Origin of the sequence: Pseudomonas sp. BIGb0381, assembly GCF_024809815.1 — a bacterium.
GTDB lineage: Bacteria > Pseudomonadota > Gammaproteobacteria > Pseudomonadales > Pseudomonadaceae > Aquipseudomonas.
On the sequence record NZ_JANUEN010000003.1, the window covers coordinates 98,910 to 120,008 of the forward strand.

Annotated in this window: 18 protein-coding genes and 2 tRNA genes; 9 read left to right on the top strand and 11 right to left on the bottom strand. The window is 60.3% G+C overall.

The annotated features are described in order from the left end of the window. The first annotated feature begins 39 nt into the window (after positions 1–39). Positions 40–1,449 (top strand): threonine synthase, encoded by a 1,410-nt coding sequence (gene thrC / locus M2397_RS10460; RefSeq protein ID WP_027605462.1) that lies wholly within the window; start codon positions 40–42, stop codon positions 1,447–1,449. 81 nt (positions 1,450–1,530) lie between these two features. On the opposite strand, the gene M2397_RS10465 is transcribed toward thrC, so the two are convergent. Continuing rightward, the gene (locus M2397_RS10465) at positions 1,531–1,752 is read right to left on the bottom strand and encodes a hypothetical protein (protein ID WP_016971927.1); all 222 of its coding nucleotides are present in this window, start codon (positions 1,750–1,752) and stop codon (positions 1,531–1,533) included. A gap of 315 nt (positions 1,753–2,067) precedes the next feature. Here M2397_RS10465 and M2397_RS10470 point away from each other — a divergent pair, with 315 nt between their 5' ends. Continuing rightward, positions 2,068–2,352, top strand: a complete 285-nt coding sequence (locus M2397_RS10470) for a DUF3509 domain-containing protein (RefSeq protein WP_131697948.1) — start codon at positions 2,068–2,070, stop codon at positions 2,350–2,352. A 170-nt stretch (positions 2,353–2,522) separates the two neighbouring features. Here the strand turns inward: M2397_RS10470 and M2397_RS10475 are convergent, their stop codons facing one another. Both M2397_RS10475 and M2397_RS10480 read right to left on the bottom strand, forming a co-directional pair. Next, on the bottom strand, positions 2,523–3,407 hold the full coding sequence (locus M2397_RS10475; RefSeq protein WP_405046421.1) for a TIGR02285 family protein: 885 nt from the start codon (positions 3,405–3,407) through the stop codon (positions 2,523–2,525). Beyond that, entirely contained in the window at positions 3,407–4,606 is a 1,200-nt protein-coding gene (locus M2397_RS10480; protein ID WP_131697946.1) for a CaiB/BaiF CoA-transferase family protein, read from the bottom strand. Before M2397_RS10480 ends, M2397_RS10475 begins: the two co-directional genes overlap by 1 nt. A 148-nt stretch (positions 4,607–4,754) precedes the next feature. On the opposite strand from M2397_RS10480, the gene M2397_RS10485 reads away from it, so the two are divergent. After that, positions 4,755–5,297, top strand: coding sequence for a YaeQ family protein (locus M2397_RS10485; RefSeq protein ID WP_032890801.1), 543 nt, complete (start codon positions 4,755–4,757; stop codon positions 5,295–5,297). A 96-nt stretch (positions 5,298–5,393) separates the two neighbouring features. Next, a complete protein-coding gene (recJ, locus tag M2397_RS10490; protein WP_131697945.1) occupies positions 5,394–7,103 on the top strand; it encodes a single-stranded-DNA-specific exonuclease RecJ in 1,710 nt (569 codons plus the stop codon). A gap of 136 nt (positions 7,104–7,239) precedes the next feature. Here recJ and M2397_RS10495 read toward each other — a convergent pair whose 3' ends face one another. The 4 genes from M2397_RS10495 to M2397_RS10510 all read right to left on the bottom strand — a co-directional run bounded on the left by M2397_RS10495 (position 7,240) and on the right by M2397_RS10510 (position 11,789). Beyond that, positions 7,240–8,520 carry a virulence factor family protein gene (locus tag M2397_RS10495; protein WP_145338412.1) on the bottom strand — a complete coding sequence of 427 codons (1,281 nt, stop codon included), beginning with the start codon at positions 8,518–8,520 and terminating at the stop codon, positions 7,240–7,242. Further along, positions 8,520–11,162 carry a bifunctional lysylphosphatidylglycerol flippase/synthetase MprF gene (gene mprF / locus M2397_RS10500; RefSeq protein ID WP_131697943.1) on the bottom strand — a complete coding sequence of 881 codons (2,643 nt, stop codon included), beginning with the start codon at positions 11,160–11,162 and terminating at the stop codon, positions 8,520–8,522. Before mprF ends, M2397_RS10495 begins: the two co-directional genes overlap by 1 nt. Before the next feature lie 266 nt (positions 11,163–11,428). Then, a tRNA-Met gene (locus M2397_RS10505) sits at positions 11,429–11,505 on the bottom strand. Positions 11,506–11,712: 207 nt separating this feature from the next. Beyond that, positions 11,713–11,789 (bottom strand) — tRNA-Met (locus M2397_RS10510). Positions 11,790–12,070: 281 nt separating this feature from the next. Between M2397_RS10510 and dinB the strand changes: the two genes are divergently transcribed. Next, a complete protein-coding gene (dinB, locus tag M2397_RS10515; protein WP_115487213.1) occupies positions 12,071–13,129 on the top strand; it encodes a DNA polymerase IV in 1,059 nt (352 codons plus the stop codon). Positions 13,130–13,203: 74 nt separating this feature from the next. Here dinB and M2397_RS10520 read toward each other — a convergent pair whose 3' ends face one another. From M2397_RS10520 to M2397_RS10535, 4 genes are all read right to left on the bottom strand, one after another. Continuing rightward, positions 13,204–14,157, bottom strand: a complete 954-nt coding sequence (locus M2397_RS10520) for a hypothetical protein (protein ID WP_065925011.1) — start codon at positions 14,155–14,157, stop codon at positions 13,204–13,206. Between the two features lie 20 nt (positions 14,158–14,177). Next, complete coding sequence (locus M2397_RS10525; protein ID WP_065925012.1) at positions 14,178–15,893, bottom strand: proline--tRNA ligase; 1,716 nt, start codon at positions 15,891–15,893, stop codon at positions 14,178–14,180. 183 nt (positions 15,894–16,076) lie between these two features. Continuing rightward, positions 16,077–17,609 (bottom strand): AmpG family muropeptide MFS transporter, encoded by a 1,533-nt coding sequence (locus tag M2397_RS10530; protein WP_131697941.1) that lies wholly within the window; start codon positions 17,607–17,609, stop codon positions 16,077–16,079. 43 nt (positions 17,610–17,652) lie between these two features. Further along, positions 17,653–18,015, bottom strand: coding sequence for an MGMT family protein (locus tag M2397_RS10535; RefSeq protein ID WP_131697940.1), 363 nt, complete (start codon positions 18,013–18,015; stop codon positions 17,653–17,655). A 144-nt stretch (positions 18,016–18,159) separates the two neighbouring features. On the opposite strand from M2397_RS10535, the gene M2397_RS10540 reads away from it, so the two are divergent. The 4 genes from M2397_RS10540 (at position 18,160) to groES (ending at position 21,080) form a co-directional block, all read left to right on the top strand. Continuing rightward, on the top strand, positions 18,160–19,167 hold the full coding sequence (locus M2397_RS10540; protein ID WP_131697939.1) for a DUF481 domain-containing protein: 1,008 nt from the start codon (positions 18,160–18,162) through the stop codon (positions 19,165–19,167). Positions 19,168–19,262: 95 nt separating this feature from the next. After that, a complete protein-coding gene (locus M2397_RS10545) occupies positions 19,263–19,994 on the top strand; it encodes a HugZ family protein (protein ID WP_131697938.1) in 732 nt (243 codons plus the stop codon). 66 nt (positions 19,995–20,060) lie between these two features. Continuing rightward, the gene (locus tag M2397_RS10550) at positions 20,061–20,537 is read left to right on the top strand and encodes an FxsA family protein (protein ID WP_024077215.1); all 477 of its coding nucleotides are present in this window, start codon (positions 20,061–20,063) and stop codon (positions 20,535–20,537) included. A 246-nt stretch (positions 20,538–20,783) separates the two neighbouring features. After that, positions 20,784–21,080: a co-chaperone GroES gene (groES, locus tag M2397_RS10555; RefSeq protein ID WP_003175874.1), complete on the top strand. Its 297-nt coding sequence runs from the start codon at positions 20,784–20,786 to the stop codon at positions 21,078–21,080. Positions 21,081–21,099 lie beyond the last annotated feature (19 nt).

Here is a 21,099-nt window from a genome sequence, read left to right on the forward strand (position 1 = left end):
CGGCGGCCTCTGTTCGAGAATGTTTTAGAGGAGCCAGTCATGCGTTACATCAGCACCCGCGGCCAGGCACCGGCCCTGAATTTCGAAGACGTCTTGCTGGCAGGCCTTGCCACCGACGGCGGCCTGTACGTGCCGGAAAACCTGCCACGCTTTACCCAGGAAGAAATCGCTTCGTGGGCCGGCCTGCCGTACCACGAGCTGGCGTTCCGGGTGATGCGCCCGTTCGTCACCGGCAGCATCCCCGATGCGGACTTCAAAAAGATTCTGGAAGAGACGTACGGCGTGTTTTCCCACAGCGCCATCGCCCCTTTGCGCCAACTCAACGGCAACGAATGGGTGCTCGAGCTGTTCCATGGCCCGACCCTGGCGTTCAAGGACTTCGCCCTGCAGCTGCTGGGTCGTCTGCTGGACTACGTGCTGGAGAAGCGCGGCGAGCGCGTGGTGATCATCGGCGCGACCTCGGGTGATACCGGTTCGGCCGCCATCGAAGGCTGCAAGCACTGCGAAAACGTCGACATCTTCATCCTGCACCCGCACAAGCGTGTGTCGGAAGTGCAGCGTCGCCAGATGACCACCATCTTCGGTGAGAACATCCACAACATCGCCATCGAAGGCAACTTCGATGACTGCCAGGAAATGGTCAAGAACAGCTTCGCTGACCAGGGCTTCCTCAAAGGCACGCGACTGGTGGCGGTGAACTCGATCAACTGGGCGCGGATCATGGCCCAGATCGTCTACTACTTCCACGCCTCGCTGCAGTTGGGCGGCCCGGCGCGCTCGGTGTCGTTCTCGGTGCCGACCGGCAATTTCGGCGACATCTTCGCCGGCTACCTGGCCCGTAACATGGGCCTGCCGATCAACCAGTTGATCGTTGCCACCAACCGCAACGACATCCTGCACCGCTTCATGAGCGGCAACCAGTACGTCAAGGAAACCCTGCACGCCACCCTGTCGCCGTCCATGGACATCATGGTGTCGTCGAACTTCGAGCGTCTGCTGTTCGACATGCACGGTCGCAACGGCGCAGCCATTGCCGGCTTGATGGACACCTTCAAGAGCGGCGGCGGTTTCAGCGTTGATGAAGAGCGCTGGACCGAAACCCGCAAGCTGTTCGACTCCCTGGCCGTGGACGACGCGCAGACCTGCGAAACCATCGCCGAAGTCTACGCCCAGACCGGCGAGCTGCTCGACCCGCACACCGCCATTGGGGTGAAGGCCGCCCGCGAATGCCGTCGAAGCCTGGATATCCCGATGGTGATCCTCGGCACCGCCCATCCAGTGAAATTCCCGGAAGCGGTGGAGAAGGCGGGTGTCGGCAAGGCGCTGGAACTGCCGGTTCACCTGACAGACCTGTTCGAGCGTGAAGAGCGTTGCACGGTGCTGCCGAATGACTTGAAGGCGATGCAGGCGTTTGTCAGCCAGCATGGCAACCGTGGTAAGCCTTTGTAAGGCAAATCACGAAGACAAAAACGCCGCTTTCCCTTCCTTGGGTCAGCGGCGTTTTTTGTTTCTGGCAGGCCCGGTCTCGCGTTACGAGAATAGTTTCTGCGCGACCACTATGACCGTGCCCACGGCGGCATAGAAGCCTGTCGCGATACCCACCGGGTACCAGAAAGTCTCACAGGTTATCTTCAGGGATTCTTTGTTGAGTTTGTTTTGCTCTGCGTTCATACGTGCTATTTCAGCAAAAATACGTGATACCTCGGCGTGCATTCTGTCTGTCGACGTTTGTTGCTCATTTTGTTCTGCCATCGCTATTTATCCTTCGCAATAAGGGCCTGATGACATGCGTTTTCATCTGCATCGCAGCGTAACCAGCGCTCACCGAGTATAGGATTCACTCCCGGCCTCAGCGCCTGGCAAACCCCAAAAACAGCAGCCCATTGCGTAAGCATTTATGTGCTGCCGTTTTTTGCCTGTCATGTTGCAAGCGCATGCTGGAAACGTCATCCCCCGACAACCCCGCATAAACGAAAAAGCGAACTTTCCTACGTCACAACCAGTCACTTAGGATAGATGCAGCTCCCGTTTACAAGAATGTTTGCGAACTATTGAGTGGTGATCGAGATGGAAAGTATCAGCCTATTGCTCGAAGAAGCACTGAGCCCTTATCAGGTGACGTTGACCACCGCAGGTGTGCAGGAAGAGTGCCTGGTAACCGTAAAGAACCCCGCCGGCGCGATCATGGTCGAGCGTGAAGTCGACCGGGCGCAATTGCTCGATAAGCGCCTATTGGTGGATGTGGTGGATTGCTTGCTGCGTGACCTCAAGATCGCTGAAGGACGCCTGGAGCCCTCGGTCATCGCGGCCTTGCGCAGCGCTGCCCAGACCCGTGGCGCTGCCGTTGCATGAAGAATTGTTTACCCATGGAAACTTCCCACGTCATGGCCGGTCAGATTTCGTAACAGCAAGAGCAAACATTGTGCTCCGGTGTTTGTGCCTTGTTGTACTGGTCTTTGTAGGCCACGTTTAACCCCGAAGTGTCTCCCCACTCTTCGGGGTTTCTTTTTGCCTGGGATTTGTCAGGGTTCTGGTGAATCCCGGAAAAAACTCGGGTTGTCTCGCAGGTAATGTTCGCGCATGGCAGGGTCTAGCCAGGCGGCATAGGACTGTTGTACTTGTGCCAGCGGGAGGCTGAGCAGAACCTGGTTGATCCGTTCCATGGCCTCGCGCCCCTGAGGCGTATCCGAGCAGCCGATATACGTGCGCTGGTAAGGTGCTGTGCCCTTGATGGGGTAGAAGCTGAGGTCTTCGGTTGCGATCCCCTGTTGCATCGCGTGGTAGCGGATTTCCGGCCAATAGCCCAGCACCGCCTCCAGCCGGCCCAGGCGCTGCATCTGCAGCAAGCTGCCAAGTGCATCGTTGCCGTAGTGCAGTGCCAGTTTGTGTGTGTCGGCCTGTTTCAGCCGCTCATCGATAACGGGGCCGTAGCTGCGTTCCGCAATCGCGCCGACCCTTGCCTTAGGGGCGGCGAAGAAGGCCTGCAGGTCAAACTGGCCGTCTACGATAAACGCCGCCAAGGCGTCCTGCTGGCTCTGTCGAATCGTGATGCCATTACTGACGACCACAAACGCCTGCCTGGAAAATACGATGTACCTGGCCCGCTCGGCCGTCCACAGCAATGATGGATCGCAGGTGAGCGTGGGCTCGCGCAGCATCTGCATGCCGCGCGCGCGATTGACGTGCATTACCTGGTGGCGATACTCCGGCAAGTGTCCGATCAGTATCGGCAGCAACTGGTCGAGTGCACCCAGGCCTTTGCTTGGCCCTTCGAAGATGGTCAGCGGCGGCAAGTCGCGCAACAACCAGCTCAACGTACCCTCGGCACTCGCCGGTACGGGCCAACTGCCGGCCAGCATGACGGCCAGGTACAGCGCAATGAGCCAGTGTTTGCAGCCGTGGGGCATCAGATTGCGCCTTTCTCACGCAGGCGGACAATGGCGGCGGCGTCGTATCCCAGCTCGCCCAACACCACGCCGTTGTGTTCACCCAGTTGCGGCCCCACCCATTCGCAACTGCCCGGTGTATCCGACAGCTTGGGCACGATGCCCGGCATCTTGAAGTCCTTGCCGCCGGGAAGCCGGGCCTTGAGGAACATCTCGCGCGCGAGGAATTGCGGGTCGCCCAGCATGTCTTCGGCGCTGTAGATACGGCTGGCGGGCACTTCGGCCTTGTTGAGTTGCTCCACCACCTGCTCCAGCGGCAGCGAGTTCACCCAGCGATCAATCACGCCATAGAGTTCATCACGACGGCTATCGCGCCCGTCATTACTGGCCAGTTGTGGATCGTTCGCCAGGTCTTCCCGGCCGATGGCACTCATGAAACGTTTGAAGATGGCATCACCATTGGCGCCGATCTGAACGTGCTTACCGTCCGCGCTGGTGTGGATCGATGACGGCGTGATGCCGGGCATGATGTTGCCGGTGCGTTCGCGAATAAACCCGAATACGTCGAATTCGGGGATCATGCTTTCCATCATGGCGAAGATGGCTTCATACAGTGCCACATCCACCACCTGGCCCACACCTCCGTTGACCTCGCGATGACGCAGCGCCATCAAGGCGCCGATGACCGCCCACAGCGCGGCGATGGAGTCGCCAATGGAGATCCCGGTGCGTACCGGCGGGCGATCTTCGAAACCGGTGATATAGCGCAGCCCGCCCATGGACTCGCCCACTGCGCCAAACCCGGGTTGGTCTTTCATCGGCCCGGTCTGGCCGAAACCCGAGAGGCGCACCATGACCAGTTTCGGGTTCAGTGCGTGCAGGGTTTCCCAGCTCAGGCCAAGCTTTTCCAGCACGCCTGGACGGAAGTTTTCGATAAGGATGTCGGCGTCGGCCAGCAGTTGCTTGAGAATCGCCAGGCCGTCCGGATGCTTGAGGTTAAGCGTCAGCGACTTCTTGTTGCGCGCCTGCACAAACCACCACAGCGAGGTGCCTTCATACAGCTTGCGCCATTTGCGCAGCGGGTCGCCGCCGTCCGGGGATTCGACCTTGACCACCTCCGCGCCGAATTCGGCGCAGATACGTGAAGCGAACGGCCCGGCGATCAGGGTGCCGAGTTCGATAACTTTCAGGCCTGCAAGTGGTTTGGCATTAAACGACATGGGGATCCTTGTCTGCGCAGAACGATGATGTGAAGCCTTTTAACATAGGCGAGTAGCCCAGGGATAAGGATGATGCAGCGCAGGATTCGGTGAATGACCTCGCCATCGGTTAGACTGGCCGCCTTTCCCTGTCTCTAGAAGCCCGTTCATGGCCCAGCCGTCCACGACCTATAAATTCGAACTCAACCTCACCGACCTTGATCGCTCGGTGTACGAGAGCGTCAAGCAGACCATCGCCCGTCACCCGTCGGAAACCGAAGAGCGCATGACCGTGCGTCTGCTGGCCTACGCCCTTTTTTACAACGAACAGTTGGCGTTCGGTCGTGGCCTGTCAGATGTAGACGAGCCAGCCCTGTGGGAAAAAAGCCTGGACGATCGGGTCCTGCACTGGATCGAAGTCGGCCAGCCGGATGCCGACCGCCTGACCTGGTGCTCGCGCCGCACCGAGCGCACCAGTCTGCTGGCCTACGGCAGCCTGCGCGTGTGGGAGGGCAAGGTCGTGCCGGTGGCCAATAACCTGAAGAATGTGCACATCGCGGCGGTGCCCCAGGAGATTCTGGAGGTTCTGGCCAAGGACATGCCCCGCGTGATCAAGTGGGACGTGATGATCAGCGAAGGCACGATCTTCGTCACTGACGACCGTGGCCAGCACGAAGTACAACTGCAATGGCTGGTCGGCGAACGCGGTTGAAAATGTGGGAGGGGGCAAGCCCCCTCCCACATTTGATCTGTGTTGCCTTCAGAGTTGTCGTTTAACCTTTGTATTCAAGAGAAGCTCCCGTCACCCATGCGTATCGATCCCCGCCCACTGCCCGCCGTCCTGCCCTTCCTTGGTGAATTGCCGCCGCTGTTGACCCGTCTTTACGCCGCTCGTGGTGTGCAGTCCGAGGCTGAGCTGGACAAGAGCCTGGCGCGGTTGATTCCCTATCAGCAGCTCAAGGGCATCGACGCGGCAGTGGACTTGCTGGTGACGGCACTGGAACAGCGCCAGCGCATCCTCATCGTCGGTGACTTCGATGCCGATGGCGCTACCGCCAGCACCGTGGGCACCCTGGGCCTGCGTCTGCTCGGTGCGGCGCATGTCGATTACCTGGTGCCCAATCGCTTCGAGTACGGTTACGGCCTGACCCCGGAGATCGTCGCCGTGGCGCTGCAGCGCGAGCCGCAGTTGCTGATCACCGTGGACAACGGCATCTCCAGTGTCGAAGGCGTGGCGGCGGCGAAAGCGGCGGGGTTGCAGGTGTTGGTGACCGATCACCACTTGCCTGGCGACGAGTTGCCGGCGGCGGATGCCATCGTCAACCCGAACCAGCCGGGCTGTGAGTTCCCGAGCAAGGCCCTGGCCGGCGTTGGCGTGATCTTCTACGTGCTGATGGCCCTGCGCGCGCGTTTGCGCAGTCTGGGCTGGTACGAGAACACGCCTCAACCGAATATCGGCGAACTGCTCGACCTGGTGGCCCTCGGCAGCGTCGCCGACGTGGTGCCTCTGGACGCCAATAACCGCATCCTCGTGCATCAGGGCCTGGAGCGTATTCGCGCCGGTCGCGCACGGCCGGGAATCAAGGCGATTCTCGAAGTGGCCAAGCGCGATGCGGCGCGCATCACGTCCACCGACCTCGGCTTTATCCTCGGGCCACGCTTGAACGCCGCTGGGCGCCTGGACGATATGAGCCTGGGCATCGAATGCCTGCTCACCACGGATTTCGCCGCGGCACGGGAAATGGCCGCGCAACTGGACGGCATGAACCAGGACCGCAAATCCATCGAACAAGGCATGCAGCGCGAGGCCCTGGCCCAGCTCAAGGACTTGCCGGTGGAATCGATGCCCTACGGCTTGTGCCTGTTTGATCCGGACTGGCACCAAGGTGTGATCGGCATTCTTGCGTCGCGCATGAAGGAGCGGTACTTCCGCCCGACCATCGCCTTCGCCGATGCCGGCGATGGGCTGCTGAAGGGCTCTGGACGCTCTGTGCAGGGCTTTCACATCCGCGATGCGCTGGCGGTGGTCGCGAGCCAGCATCCCAACCTGATCACCAAATACGGCGGCCACGCCATGGCGGCGGGGCTGACCTTGCCCGAGGAAAATTTCCCACTGTTTGCCGAAGCCTTTGACGCCGAAGTGCGTCGGCAACTGCGCGAAGAAGACCTCACCGGGCGTCTGCTGTCCGATGGCACCCTCGCGGTGGAAGAGTTTCACCTGGAACTGGCGCGCGCATTGCGGCATGCCGGGCCGTGGGGGCAACACTTTCCAGAGCCGCTGTTCCATGGTGTGTTCCAGCTGGTAGAGCAGCGAGTGGTGGGGGAGCGGCACCTGAAAGTGGTGCTCAAGAGCGAGTGCGGGTCGGTGAAGCTCGATGGCATTGCCTTTGGCGTCGACCGGGAAGTCTGGCCGAACCCGTCCGTACGTTGGGTGGAGTTGGCTTACAAGCTGGACGTGAACGAGTTTCGTGGGAATGAAACCGTGCAACTGATGATTGCCCACATCGAACCGCGCTAGATCTTACCGACGCCGCAAAAAACTGTGGGAGGGTGCTTGCCCCCGATAGCATTGGGTCAGTCACAGCATTGTTGACTGACACTCAGCTATCGGGAGCAAGCACCCTCCCACAGTTTGATTTGTATAAGGCTCGGGTTTATTCGGTTTTGGCCTGGTGCTTCACGATGATATCCACCAACCGCTTGGCCAGCGCCGGGTAGTTCTCATCGAAGTGATGCCCGCCCGGCAGCTTCACAGTCTCGCCCACGGCAGTCTTGTCGGTGCAGCCACTCTCGTCGACTTCTTCGGCACCGTAGATGCACACCACCTTGTCAGCCGGCAGCTTGGCCATTTCCGGGCCGGTCGCGGCTTCTTTGCCGGCGTTGCCCAGCCAACCTTCCACTTCGATTTCAAAGCTGCCGGTGCGGGCGAATGCCAGCAGGATGATGACGTCCACACGCTGCTGTTCGTTTTCCGGCAGCCGGTTGTAGATCGCCGGCAGGACGTCGGCACCGAACGAGTAGCCGGTCAGTACAAAGCGCTTGGTGCCCCACTTCTGCCGGTAGTGCTGCATCAGCTCGGTAAGGTCCTTGGCGCTTTGTTCCGGGGTCTTGTGCTGCCAGTAGTAGCGCAGGGTGTCGATGCCGACCACCGGGTAACCGATCTTGGCCATCTCGCCGGCCACATCGCGGTCGAGGTCACGCCAGCCGCCATCACCGGAGAGGAACAGGGTCACGGTGTCCTTGGCCTGGCCAGCCGGCACTTCCACGACGGGAATCGCCAGGCCGCCGTTGTCCGAACCCACCAGTTGCTTGCGCAGTTCGTTGTTCAGCACTTGCGGATAGTGAATGTCGTAGTCGCTGATACTGGTGGTGGCACGCGGGGTGTCACGTACGAAACTGGCGCTTTCATCGTCAGGGTTATCGTTCCAGGCCACCAGCCAATTACCGTGTGCGGCGGTTTTCGGCAGTGGGTCCTTGCAACCTTCCTGTACCAACGCGAAGCCGACGGAGATGGCGTTGGCCTTGTCGTCGTTCTGTGTGGCCAGCCAGCGCCAGGCGAGGGCGGCGCCAGGGCCGATGCCGCTGACCAGGGTCGCGGGCCCTTTGAGCTGGCCCAGGGCGCTTTGCAGCGCTTGTTCCTGCAGCTTGCAGTCATCCTTTGGCAGGATCACCTGGACGATCTGCGCCTTGCCGCCTTGGCTCAGGGTAATCAGTTGGCTATCCGTCAGGGTTTCGCCAGCCATCACCGCCACCGCGACGCGGGCTTTCGGGGTGCCGGCCGGGGTCACGCGGGTCATCACCGAGCCGTCGGCCTGGGGCAGTTGCTCCAGGGTCGGCTGCGGGGCAGGGCGGTTCCAGAACCAAAAGCCGCCACCCAGGATCAGGGCCAGCAGCACTACAAAGGCCAATACATACCGCCAGGAGCGTCGAATCATCAGCGTTTCACCAATCCAGTCAAGCCGCCCGCGATCAGGGCGGCGGTATCGGCCAGTGCCACCAGCGGGTCAAGTCCCGCGGGCACAGCCATGTAACGGGGTTCCCAGTCAGGCTGGAACTTGTCTTTGAAGCGGCGCAAGCCTTGGAAGTTATACAGTTGCTCGCCGCGACGGAACACCATCGAGCCCAGGCGCTGGGTCAGTGGCGCGCCGCGTCGCGGTTGCAGGCCCGACAACGGCACCATGCCGAGGCTGAAGCGAGCATAGCCGTGACTCTTATAGTGTTGAATCAGGCCGACCATCATGAATTCCATGGTCAACTTGGGCGCATCCGGGTGGGCGCGCATCAGGTCGAGACTGGCCAGGTCGTGGTTGTAGGTCTCGAGCAGGTTGGCGAAGGCCACCGGGCGACCTTCGAAGCGAATGATCGCGATGCGAAAGTGCTTGAGGTAGTCGTCGCTGAAGCGTCCGAGGGAAAAGCCCTTTTCCCGCACATTCTTACCGGTAAGCCAGGCATCCGAGATGACTTTTAATTCATCCATCGGCGCCGTGCCGGGTTCAAAAATCTCCAGGGACAGGCCGTCCCGGGTGCCACGGTTCCAGGTGTAGCGCAGGTCCTTCATCTCTTTGCCCTTGGCTTCCAGGTCAAAGCGTTTCAGGTCGACGCGGGCCTCTTCCCCCAGCTTGATCGCGGTGAGACCGATGTCCATGTAATAGGGCAAGTTCTCGGCGCGTACCTGATAGAACACCGGGCGCGCATGATGGATGTCGCACAGGTCACGGAACTGCCAGATCATTTCGGCACGGGGTTGAGTCGGGCCGATCGGGTCATACAAGGCCACCAGGCTGCGCCCGCGACGGGCGTACATCAGGAAGGCTTCATCGTTGGGGTGGAACAGCAGCGCCTTGTCGCCGGTCAGCGCCAGGCCGCCGTCGGGTTGCGACGATGCCATCAGGATCTTGGTGGCGCGTTCCAGCTCATCGGGTGTCGGCAGGTGGATCACCGGGCGTGCGGTGCGCAGCAGCCAGGTCAGCGAAACGATGACCAGCAGCACGGCGGCGCCCAGTAGCGAGCGCAGGCCGCGCGGGGCGTTGGCATCGAGGGTGAACTGCCACCACAGTTGATGGCTGTACGGTACATCTTGATACGCGAACAGCAGCAGCCAGATAGAAGCACCCAGCACACAGACGCTGGCCACCAGGTACAGCGGTGAAAAAGGCAGCTCGGTCAGGCGGCTGGCGCGATAGAACGAGCGGCGGAAGATCGCCAGCAGTATCGCCGTCATGGTCATCAGGCTGGCTTCTTCCCAGTCGAAGCCCTTGAGCAGCGAGAGCAGGGCGCCCACCAGCAGCAGCACCATGGTCAGCATCCACGCAGCCGACAAGCGTCGACGCAGACCCTGGGCCAGCAACAGGCACAGCACGCCGATCAGGCTGGCACCGAAGTGCGAGGCGTCAATCAGGCGGTGGGGAATCAGGAAGCCGATGTTTTCCAGGCGTGAGTCGATCTCCGGCGTGGCGCCGGAAAACAGCAGGACCACGCCGGACAAAAAAACCAGTACGGCCAGCACCGGGGCCGCCAGGCCGGAAGCCACCCGCAGACTCTGTTGGGTCTGGAACAGGCGCTGCGCTTCGTTGACCAGCAGGAACACGCAGGCGATCAGCAGCGGTAATACAACGTAGATCATGCGATACAGCAGCAGGGCGGCCGCCAGTGGCGCTGCACCGAGCTTGTCGGCGAAGGCCGCGAGCAGGATTGCCTCGAATACCCCGACACCGCCTGGTACATGGCTGAGCACACCCGCGGCCAGCGCCAGCAGATACACCAGCAGGAACGGGCCGAAAGGCGGTGCTTCCGGCAGCAGCATATAAAGGACGGTAGCGGCAGCGGCAACGTCCAGTGCGGTGATGATCAGTTGCAGGAACGTCAGGCGCCGGCCAGGCAGGCGCAAGGTCCGACGCCCGGCTTTTACCAGCAGGTTGTCAGGGTAGGGCTGTTCCGGCAGGCGGCGGCGATAGATACCTATGCACAATACGACCGACAGCAACAGCACCGCGCCGGCAACGCCGCCGAGCACAGTTTGTGGCAAATGCAGGTAGGTCGACGCTGCCGGCAAGTTGCTCAACGTGGCCAACGCAGCCAGCGGGGGCAGGGCGCAGCCCAGTGCCAGGCTGGCGAACACGGTCATGTGGGCGACTTCCGAAGCCCCGATGCCATGGCGTGCATATAAACGGTAGCGCACCGAGCCGCCCGAGAGCATCGAAAGGCCAATGGCATTGCCGATCGCAAAGGCAGTAAAGCCGCCGAGGGCCAAGGTCTTGGCAGGCAGGTTCACCCCGGCATAGCGTGCGCCGGAAAACTCATAGCCCAACAGAATGACGAACCCCGCGATGGCGGCGGCGAACGCACCGAGCAAAGCGGGTTTGGGCACTTCCAGGATCGAGTCGTGGAGGGCGTAGAGGTCCAGCTCCAATAGCAGGTGTCGGCAGGCGATCAGCGCGATTGCGAACAGCAACAAGGTCACGGCCAGCCCTATGGGTTGCCGGTATTTGCTCAACAGATCCAGCCAGCGCAAGCGGGTCGGAGCGATAGGTTGTTCTGCTGTGACGGTGTCTTGTGGTTCAGACGAGTTGGCGCGCATCAATCACCTCGTGGATTGTGCGCGACAGGATGGAGGTATCCAGCCAAGTTACCAATCCCTATGGACAAAATAATTACAAATATTAACGCGGATCACCGGGTGCGGCGACTGCGGCCATTGGTCGTAGAGGCGTAAGCATAGCGTGCGATGAGATGGACTCTACAAACCGTGTACGGTTTCATGAAAGATGCCATGCCATTGTTTCAGATGAACTTTTTCATCGGATACAAAAAAGGCCACTCTTTCGAGTAGCCTTTTTTGATGTTTGGTTGCGGGAGCCGGATTTGAACCGACGACCTTCGGGTTATGAGCCCGACGAGCTACCAGACTGCTCCATCCCGCGTCTGTGGGCGGCATTCTACAGCCCAACGGCGAGGTGTCAACCGTTAATGAGCCGATGGGTCAAATAAGTGTGAAATGAGCGGTGAAGGGCGGCTGTGGAAGGTAAGTGCGCGATGGGTAAAGATTTTTTTGTCTTACAATTTTCGTACAGACACAAAACAGACGCGCACAAAAAAGGCCACTCTTTCGAGTAGCCTTTTTTGATGTTTGGTTGCGGGAGCCGGATTTGAACCGACGACCTTCGGGTTATGAGCCCGACGAGCTACCAGACTGCTCCATCCCGCGTCTGTGTGTCGGCATTCTACAGAGGATCGCGTGTGTGTCAACCTGTGAATCGAAGAAAAGGGCTTGTGGTTCAATCGGTTAGCTCTCCAGACAGAGCCATTTTAATCGTGCGGGCCAGTAGGGCTAAGGGTTTCAGCTCTATTGGGGGGCTAATTTCGATTGAGAAAATAAATTCATCTGGGAAATTTCCTACCGCTTAGGCGGAAGATTCAAACTACTGGTGCTATATACAGGGGTGAATGCGATACTGCCCACCCGTTGGATTACACCCCCTTCTATCTATGACGCAGCGCAAAATCATCCACGTCGACTGTGATTGCTTCTACGCCGCCATTGAGATGCGCGATGACCCGAGCCTGGCGCAAAAGCCCCTGGCGGTAGGTGGATCGGCAGATCGAAGGGGCGTGATTGCTACATGCAACTACGAAGCGCGGGCGTATGGGGTGCGTTCAGCCATGTCGTCGCGCCATGCCCTGAAGCTCTGCCCGGACCTGACCATCGTCAAGCCGCGCATGGATGCATATAAGGAAGCGTCGAAGGAAATCCAGACGATCTTCCGCGACTACACCGACCTGATCGAGCCCCTCTCGCTGGACGAGGCCTACCTGGATGTCTCCGACAGCCCGCACTTTGGCGGCAGTGCCACGCGCATCGCCCAGGATATTCGGCGCCGGGTCTCCAACCAGTTGCACATCACCGTGTCCGCCGGCGTGGCACCGAACAAGTTTTTGGCCAAGATCGCCAGCGATTGGAAAAAGCCCAATGGCCTGTTTGTCATTACCCCGGATCAGGTCGAGGACTTTGTCTCCCAACTGCGGGTAAGCAAGTTGCACGGCGTGGGCAAGGTGACGGCGGACAAACTGGCGCGCCTGGGCATCGAAGACTGCCTGCAATTGCGCGAGTGGAACAAGCTGGCGCTGGTGCGTGAGTTCGGCAGTTTTGGCGAGCGGCTGTGGAGCCTGGCCCGTGGGATAGATGACCGTGTGGTACAGAATGACAGCCGGCGGCAGTCCATCAGTGTGGAAAATACCTACGATGTGGACCTGCCGGATCTCTCAAGCTGCCTGGCGAAACTTCCAGAGTTGATGGAAACCCTGGCCGGGCGCATGGCGCGTATCGACAGCAGTTATAAGGCGGGAAAGCCGTTCGTTAAGGTGAAGTTTCATGACTTTACCCAGACGACGTTGGAGCAGGCGGGAGCGGCGCGGGATCTGGAGAGTTATCAACAGTTGATGACCCAGGCGTTCAATCGTGGCGGTAAACCGGTGCGGTTGCTGGGGATTGGCGTGCGGTTGCTGGACCTGAGTGGCGGGAACGAACAGTTAGAGTTTTCTTGGTAGAAACCGGGAAAAAATGTGGGAGAGGCAAGTCGCAGCGCCCCTCTCACATTTGGATCTATAGGGTTTTCGAAGTCTCAGCGTGCTCCGGGATCTGCGACTAACCGCCCCGCATCCTTGGTCAACGCTTGCAGGAATTCCTGCTGCAACTCGGGATCATTGCGGGTCAATTCGATCAGGCTTTGTTCCAGCTCACTGGCTTCTTCTTCCAGGCCCAGCTCCGACAGACGCTTGACCCGGTGCACCCACTGGCTGACTTCATCGTCTTCGAGATCGTCGTAGATCAGTCCGTGGGCTTCCAGCAATTTGCCGCGCAGGGTGCTGCTGATTGCCAGGGTCGAGTCCGAGTGCACGTCGTCCTGGCCATCTTCCACGCTGATCTTCAAGGTCGTGACGCGGTTCAGGTCCTGCTCGGCAAACGGGCTGTCCAACAGGTTCAGGCGCAGGACGCCGTTGCGGTCGGTGGTCAGCTCATGGGTCTGTTTGCCGGCGGTGACCTGGACCGGGCGTTCGCTCCAGGGCAGGCTCGAATACTCCACGCGCTTGTCACGCTGGACCTCATCGATACCGGCCAGGTTCTGTTGCGCACGGCCATGGGACTGCACGTTCATGAACGGGTTGAGGCCGTCCACGCCGTAGGTCAGCCAGTCGTGGGTCATGCTGGTCGGCAGGTTGCCGAGGGCGAAGATGTTCGCCACGTTGGCGCCCGCGCCCGCGACCAAAGCCACTGCACCCAAGGGCATCTCATAGAGTTTGCGCCAGGGCTGGTAGGGCGTGTAGCGGTCGTAACGACGGGTGACTTCGAATTCGGTGACCTCAAAGGTCTTTTGCTCGTGAATACGAACCCGGCGTTGCGGCAGTTCCAACACTTTGGGTTCGCCTACATCGATCTGCAGGCTGTGGTCGAGCAACTTACGCTCGACCCGCTCCTCGTGCTCACTGCGTTGCGACATCTGATTGGCGCAGCCGCTGACCAGCAGGGCGCCGCACAAGGCGGCGCCCCCCAGGGCTCTGGTGTTTCGCTTGAACATGACTTCTCTTGATCTGGTTTTCAGCGACGAATACGCGCCTGGAGGAAAGACAGCACGTCAGCCACCGGCAACGGTTGGGCTTCGGCTTCGGTCCGGCTCTTGTATTCCAGATTGCCATCGGCCAGGCCGCGGTCACTGACCACGATCCGGTGCGGAATGCCAATCAGCTCCATGTCGGCGAACTTGATGCCCGGGCTGGTTTTCTTGTCCCGGTCATCCAGCAGCACTTCAAAACCAGCGGCCGTCAGTTCGGCATACAGCTTGTCGGTGGCTTCGCGTACTTGCTCGGTTTCGTAACGCAGCGGTACCAGGGCAACCTGGAAAGGCGCCAGGGCGTCACTCCAGATAATGCCTTTCTCGTCGTTGTTCTGCTCGATGGCAGCGGCAACCACGCGGGAAACGCCAATGCCGTAGCAGCCCATGTCGAGGGTGATCGGCTTGCCGTTCTCGCCCAGCACTTCGCACTTCATCGCCTTGCTGTACTTGTTGCCCAGCTGGAAGATGTGCCCGACTTCGATGCCACGCTTGATTTCCAGGGTGCCCTTGCCGTCCGGGCTTGGGTCGCCGGCCACCACGTTGCGCAGGTCGGCCACGGTCGGAACCGGCAGGTCACGCTCCCAGTTCACGCCGAAGTAGTGCTTGTCGTCGATGTTCGCGCCGATACCGAAGTCGCTCATCAGCTCGACTGAGCGGTCGATGATGATCGGCAGCGGCAGGTTCAGCGGGCCGAGGGAGCCGGCACCGGCGCCAATGGCGTCGCGCAGTTCGGCATCGCTGGCCATGACCAGCGGGCTGGCCACGCCAGGTTGCTGGGCGGCCTTGATTTCGTTGAGTTCGTGGTCGCCACGGATCACCAGGGCGATCAGCTTGCCTTCTTCTTCGGCGTGGACGATCAGGGTCTTGATGGTCTTTTCAATCGGCAGATTGAATTTCTCCACCAGGGCCGCGATGGTCTTGGTCTCTGGCGTATCCACCAGGCGCAGTTCTTCAGCCGGGGCTGGACGGGACGTTTCCCGTGGCACGGCTTCGGCTTTCTCGATGTTCGCCGCGTAGTCGGAACCGTTGCTGAACGCGATATCGTCTTCGCCGGACTCGGCCAGCACGTGGAATTCGTGGGAGCCGGCACCGCCGATGGAGCCATTGTCCGCTTCAACCGCCCGGAACTTCAGGCCCAGGCGTGTGAACACGTTGCAGTAGGCCTGGTGCATGCGGTCGTAGGTGGCCTGCAGCGATGCCTGGTCGGCGTGGAACGAATAGGCATCCTTCATGATGAATTCGCGGCCGCGCATCAAACCGAAGCGTGGGCGGATTTCATCGCGGAATTTGGTCTGGATCTGGTACAGGTTGAGGGGCAGCTGTTTATAGCTGCTCAACTCGTTGCGCATCAGGTCGGTGATCACTTCTTCGTGGGTCGGGCCGGCGCAGAAGTCGCGGCCATGACGGTCCTTGAAGCGCAGCAACTCAGGGCCGTACTCTTCCCAGCGCCCGGATTCCTGCCACAGCTCGGCCGGTTGGGTGCTCGGCATCAACACTTCCAGAGAGCCGGCGGCGTTCATTTCTTCACGAACGATGGCTTCGACCTTGCGCATCACCTTCAAGCCCATGGGCAGCCAGGTGTACAGGCCGGAGGCCAGTTTGCGGATCATGCCGGCGCGCAGCATCAGCTGATGGCTGATCACGACCGCGTCGGAAGGCGTTTCTTTCTGTGTGGCGAGCAAATATTGACTGGTACGCATGGTAGGCCGTTGTCGGTTGCTTGGACTTGAAATGACTTGGGATTGTACGGGCGCAAACTGCTGGAGTACAGGCATCAGAATGCAGAGGGGGATGTGGGAGGGGGCTTGCCCCCGATAGCAGGGTGTCAGGCGCTTATGTGTCACTGACCCACCGCTATCGGGGGCAAGCCCCCTCCCGCATTGTCAGTCTTCGGCGGGTGGATTCAACCGAATCCGCCGATTCTCCTGATACCAGTGCAGCGCAATCAGCAACAGTGTCGGCACACCCAGCATGCAGGTGATCAGGAAGAAATTGTGATACCCGAATTTCTCCACCATCACCCCCGAATACCCGCCGATCAGGCGAGGCAGCAACAGCATGATCGAGCTGAGCAGCGCATATTGGGTGGCGGAAAACTTGAGGTTGGTCAGGCTCGACAGGTACGCCACGAATGCCGACGTGGCCAGGCCCGAGCTGAAGTTATCCAGGGAGATGGTAAAGATCAGCATCTGCAGGTCGGGGCCCATGTCGGCAAGCATCACGAACAGCAGGTTGGTCCCCGCCGAGGTCACGCCGCCGATAAACAGGATCGGCAGGATGCCGAAGCGCACGATCAGCAGGCCGCCCATGCCGGCGCCGAGCAGGGTCATGATCAGGCCGAAGATCTTGCTGACCCCCGCGATCTGGTCCTTGGTAAAGCCCTGGTCGATGTAGAACACGTTGGCCATCACGCCCATCACTGTGTCGGACATGCGATAGGTGGCGATCAGCCCCAGCAGCAGCAATGCCTGCCAGCGGTAGCGCAGGATAAAGTCGTTGACCGGCGTGAGTACCGGCGCCAGGCCCCGCCGACCCATGGCCGAAAGGCATAACGCGGTGAGGATGATATAGAGAATGGCACGCAGGAAAGCGCGGTCGTCCATCAGCAAGTCCCACAAGCTGACACCCTGAAACAGCACGCTGGCGAAGTCGGTGTTGAACAGCTGGGTGAACATCGCCGGTACGGACACCAGCAGGACGATCAGTACGAACACCGACACCAGCTGATGCACGAAGCTGTAGCGTCCGGCCTGCAACTGGGTGCGCAGCGGCACATTCGGTTCGCGCATGAACAGGGTGGTCAGCAGCGCCGGGATCATCAGCACGCCGAACAGCACATAGGTGCCGGTCCAAGCCGAGTGCTTATAGTTGAAGCCAGTGGAGCCGAAGCCTTCGGCAAAGAACAGCGCACCGGCCGTGGCCAGCAGGGCGGCGATGCGGTAGCCAGACATATAGCTGGCGGCCAGGGCAGCCTGGCGGCTGTCGTCGGCGATTTCCAGGCGATAGGCGTCGACTGCGATGTCCTGGGTGGCGGAAGCGAAAGCAACCACGACGGCAATGGCGATCAGCCAGGACAGGTGTTTCTGCGGGTCGCAGAAGCCCATGCCGATCAATCCGAGGATCACCAGCGACTGTGCAAGCACAAGCCAGGAGCGACGACGTCCGAGTTTACCGAGCAGTGGCAGGCGCCATTGGTCGAGCAGCGGCGACCAGACCCATTTGAAGGCATACGCCAAACCGATCAGGCTCGCATAGCCGATGGTCTCGCGGGCCACACCGGCCTCACGCAGCCACACCGAAAGCGTCGAGAACACCAACATGTAAGGCAAACCGGCGGCAAAGCCGAGCAACAACAGCACTAACGTCGAGGGGCTGGCATAGGCGGCGAGCGCGGCGCGCCAGGTTTTACGGGGCATGGGCTGGAGTCTGCCTCAGATTCACGGAAACAAAGCGCGCACTCTAACCGCTGTGCTCTACCGGGCGCCAGCCATGGCGCTGAATATCCACGCGATTGTTGCGCACCGTGACGCCCTCATCGCGCAAGCGCGCCCGCTGCTCGTCCCCTGAGACGCTGCCCACCGGCAGGCTTATCCGACCACCGGCACCCAGCACGCGGTGCCAGGGCAATGTGGTGCCCTCGGGAAGTTGGCTCAAGGTGCGCCCGACCCAGCGTGCCGCGCGTCCCAGCCCGGCCAGTTGCGCCAGCTCGCCGTAGCTCACGACGCACCCTGGCGGGACTTGCGCCAGTGTCAGGTACAGCGCAGTGCGGCGCATCTCGGCGGGGTTTTGTGGAGCATCGGCAGGCTGATTCACTGTGGGCATATCCGTTAGGATCGTCGGTCTTTTGTAAGAAACGTCTGTAAGTATGCTGTTGAGAATTGAACTCAACACAAATCCTTGAGTCAGTCCTAGCTATCTAACACGATAATCGCCCCTTTTCGCCAACCTTGAGCTCCCCATCCGCTTATGTTGTCCAGAACCCTGCTGTGCCTTGCTGTCTTCAGTGCCTCCACGCCCCTGCTGGCCGATACCGTCTGGTTAAAAAACGGTGACCGCCTGACCGGCAAGATCAAGGTCTTCGACGGTGGCAAGCTACTGATCCAGACCGACTACGCCGGCGCCATTCCGGTGGACTGGAAGCAGGTGAAAACCCTGGAGAGCGACCAGGAGCTGCTGGTCAAGCAGGACGCCTACACCGGCGAGAAAGCCAAGTCCCTGCAGGCGGCGGACGATGGCAAGGTGGTGCTGGCCAATGGTGAGGCGCCCAAGACCGTCGAGCTGGCAAGTATCCAGCAGATCATCAAGCCCAAGCCGGTGATCGAAGACCTGGTGTGGAAGGGCAATGTCGACATGGCGCTGGACTACAAGCGCGCCGAAAAAGACACCAACGACTACGACATCGACTTCAAGACCACCGCGCGTCATGGCCAATGGCGCCATACCGGGCAGGGTGAATACAACCGCGAGTTCCAGGACGACGTCACCACCACCGACAACTGGGCCCTGGAGTATGACCTGGACCGCTTCATCACCGAGCACTGGTTCTGGCAGGGTCGTCTGACCTACAAGCGCGACAAGGTTGAAGACCTGGCGCGCCAACGTACCGTCGGTACCGGCCCGGGCTACCAGTTCTGGGACGACGAACTGGGTGCATTCTCCCTCGGTTCGTTGGTCAACCGCACCGATTACGAATACGCCGAAGGTGGCAAGGACAACTTCTATTCCCTCGCCATGAAGTGGAACTACAACCGCTACCTGGTGGGCAAGACCGTTGAGTTCTTCACCAATGGCGAGGTGGGCAAGCCTATCGACGGCCCGGCGGAGTACTCCCTGGATGCGGAAATGGGCCTGCGCTACAAAGTCACCGAGTGGGCGTCGCTCAACCTTAAGGCCGAGCGCGACGTGATCAGCGGCGATTCGGAAAGCAGCCTGAGCAAGACCCGCTATACCGCAGGCTTCGGCGTCGCCTGGTAAATCGAGCCCCTGGCAACCGGCGCGTAGATTGATTACCTTGTGTTGAGATCCATTCCCATACGCTATGGGCGGCTGAATACCCGAGGAGTCATACGTTGAGCACGCAGGTTGCCAAGAACGCCCGAGAGCTGTTGCTCAAGGAGTACCGTGGGGCTCTCTCCACATTGTCCAAAGCCATGCCCGGCTTTCCGTTTGGATCGGTTGTCCCTTATTGCCTGGACGATCAGGGCCGCCCGTTGATCCTGATCAGCCGCATCGCCCAGCACACCCATAACCTGCAAAAAGATCCCAAGTGTTCGCTGCTGGTCGGCGAGCGCGAAGCGGATGATGTGCAGGCCGTGGGGCGCCTGACCTATCTGGCCGAAGCCGAGAAACTCGAGGAGGGGGCCGCCATCGAGGCGGCCGCCGAGCGCTATTACCGCTACTTCCCCGATTCGGCCAACTACCACAAAGCCCACGATTTCGATTTCTGGATGCTCAAGCCGGTACGCCACCGTTATATCGGCGGGTTTGGCGCGATTCACTGGATCGACCAGTTGACCCTGGCCAACCCCTTCGCGGGCAAGGCCGAGCGCAGCATGATCGAGCACATGAACAGCGACCACACCAAGGCCATTGCCCACTACGTCGAGTTGGCCGGCTTGCCGACGTTCGAGCCTGCGCAATTGGCCGGCATCGACAGCGAAGGCATGCACCTGCGTATCGGCCAAGCCCTGCATTGGCTGCCATTTGCCGAGTCTTGCAACACGCCGACACAAGTACGCGAAGCCTTGGTTTCATTGGCCCACGCCGAGGTCTGGCCGAAAAAAGCCGCTGCTGAAGCTTGAATTCACGAAACGGCGACGTCATCTAAGGTGGACTGGCAAGGCATTCTTGCGTTGAGGAACCATTTGATGCGCCCTTTTTTATTGCTCTTTCTGCTGTTCCCGGTGTTGGAGCTGTTCGTATTCGTTCAAGTCAGCGGTGCGATCGGGTTCTTCCCGGCCCTGTTGCTGATCATTCTCGGCTCGATGCTCGGCGTCCTGGTGCTGCGCGTCGCCGGCCTCGCCACGGCGCTGCGTGCCCGTGAGAGCCTGAACCGCGGCGAACTGCCGGCCCAGACCATGCTCGAAGGCCTGATGATGGCGTTGGCGGGCGGCCTGTTGATCCTGCCGGGCTTTATCAGCGATGTAGTGGGCCTGGTCATGCTGCTGCCGTTCACCCGTAAATTGCTGGCGGGCAAGATGCGCCAGCGCGCCGAAGAGGCCGCGATTCGCCAACGTGCGTTCGCCGACGACCTGCAACCCCGTGGCGGCCCGGCTCCGCGCCAACCGTTGGGGCGAGAAGGCGATGTGATCGAAGGCGAGTTCGAGCATCGCGACAGCAAATAACCGCTTCACTGGCACGGCACCTTCGGGTGCCGTGTTGCTTTTATAGGCTGGCAGACGCAAAAAAATCATCGCCGGCCCCTTGTAATAAGCTTATGCGCCCTTATGTAACGGTCACCGCAAGGTTTCTGGTGGCGACACCGGACAGACTTCCGTGTTTCGCCCAGCGAACCGCGACCGGCACTGCCGGAATACAACCCGCCGGTATCGATACCGGCCGATGAAAAACACAATTAGGAGAGATCGACAATGAGCAAGCTTCGTCCTCTGCACGACCGCGTCGTAATCCGTCGCAGCGAAGAAGAAAAGAAAACCGCTGGCGGTATCGTTCTGCCAGGTTCGGCTGCTGAAAAAGCCAACCACGGTGTGATCGTCGCTGCAGGCCCAGGCAAGACTCTGGAAAACGGTGACGTACGTGCGCTGGCCGTTAAAGTCGGTGACAAGGTTGTATTTGGCCCTTACTCCGGCAGCAACACTGTGAAAGTCGACGGCGAAGACCTGCTGGTTATGGCTGAGAACGAGATTCTCGCTGTTCTGGAAGACTGATTTCCCCGCTCATTTTCCC

Coding starts and splice junctions, on each gene's coding strand:
- thrC (WP_027605462.1), top strand. CDS start 40: ATGCGTTACATCAGCACCCGCGGCCAGGCACCGGCCCTGAATTTCGAA.
- M2397_RS10465 (WP_016971927.1), bottom strand. CDS start 1,752: ATGGCAGAACAAAATGAGCAACAAACGTCGACAGACAGAATGCACGCC.
- M2397_RS10470 (WP_131697948.1), top strand. CDS start 2,068: ATGGAAAGTATCAGCCTATTGCTCGAAGAAGCACTGAGCCCTTATCAG.
- M2397_RS10475 (WP_405046421.1), bottom strand. CDS start 3,407: ATGCCCCACGGCTGCAAACACTGGCTCATTGCGCTGTACCTGGCCGTC.
- M2397_RS10480 (WP_131697946.1), bottom strand. CDS start 4,606: ATGTCGTTTAATGCCAAACCACTTGCAGGCCTGAAAGTTATCGAACTC.
- M2397_RS10485 (WP_032890801.1), top strand. CDS start 4,755: ATGGCCCAGCCGTCCACGACCTATAAATTCGAACTCAACCTCACCGAC.
- recJ (WP_131697945.1), top strand. CDS start 5,394: ATGCGTATCGATCCCCGCCCACTGCCCGCCGTCCTGCCCTTCCTTGGT.
- M2397_RS10495 (WP_145338412.1), bottom strand. CDS start 8,520: ATGATTCGACGCTCCTGGCGGTATGTATTGGCCTTTGTAGTGCTGCTG.
- mprF (WP_131697943.1), bottom strand. CDS start 11,162: ATGCGCGCCAACTCGTCTGAACCACAAGACACCGTCACAGCAGAACAA.
- dinB (WP_115487213.1), top strand. CDS start 12,071: ATGACGCAGCGCAAAATCATCCACGTCGACTGTGATTGCTTCTACGCC.
- M2397_RS10520 (WP_065925011.1), bottom strand. CDS start 14,157: ATGTTCAAGCGAAACACCAGAGCCCTGGGGGGCGCCGCCTTGTGCGGC.
- M2397_RS10525 (WP_065925012.1), bottom strand. CDS start 15,893: ATGCGTACCAGTCAATATTTGCTCGCCACACAGAAAGAAACGCCTTCC.
- M2397_RS10530 (WP_131697941.1), bottom strand. CDS start 17,609: ATGCCCCGTAAAACCTGGCGCGCCGCGCTCGCCGCCTATGCCAGCCCC.
- M2397_RS10535 (WP_131697940.1), bottom strand. CDS start 18,015: ATGCCCACAGTGAATCAGCCTGCCGATGCTCCACAAAACCCCGCCGAG.
- M2397_RS10540 (WP_131697939.1), top strand. CDS start 18,160: ATGTTGTCCAGAACCCTGCTGTGCCTTGCTGTCTTCAGTGCCTCCACG.
- M2397_RS10550 (WP_024077215.1), top strand. CDS start 20,061: ATGCGCCCTTTTTTATTGCTCTTTCTGCTGTTCCCGGTGTTGGAGCTG.
- groES (WP_003175874.1), top strand. CDS start 20,784: ATGAGCAAGCTTCGTCCTCTGCACGACCGCGTCGTAATCCGTCGCAGC.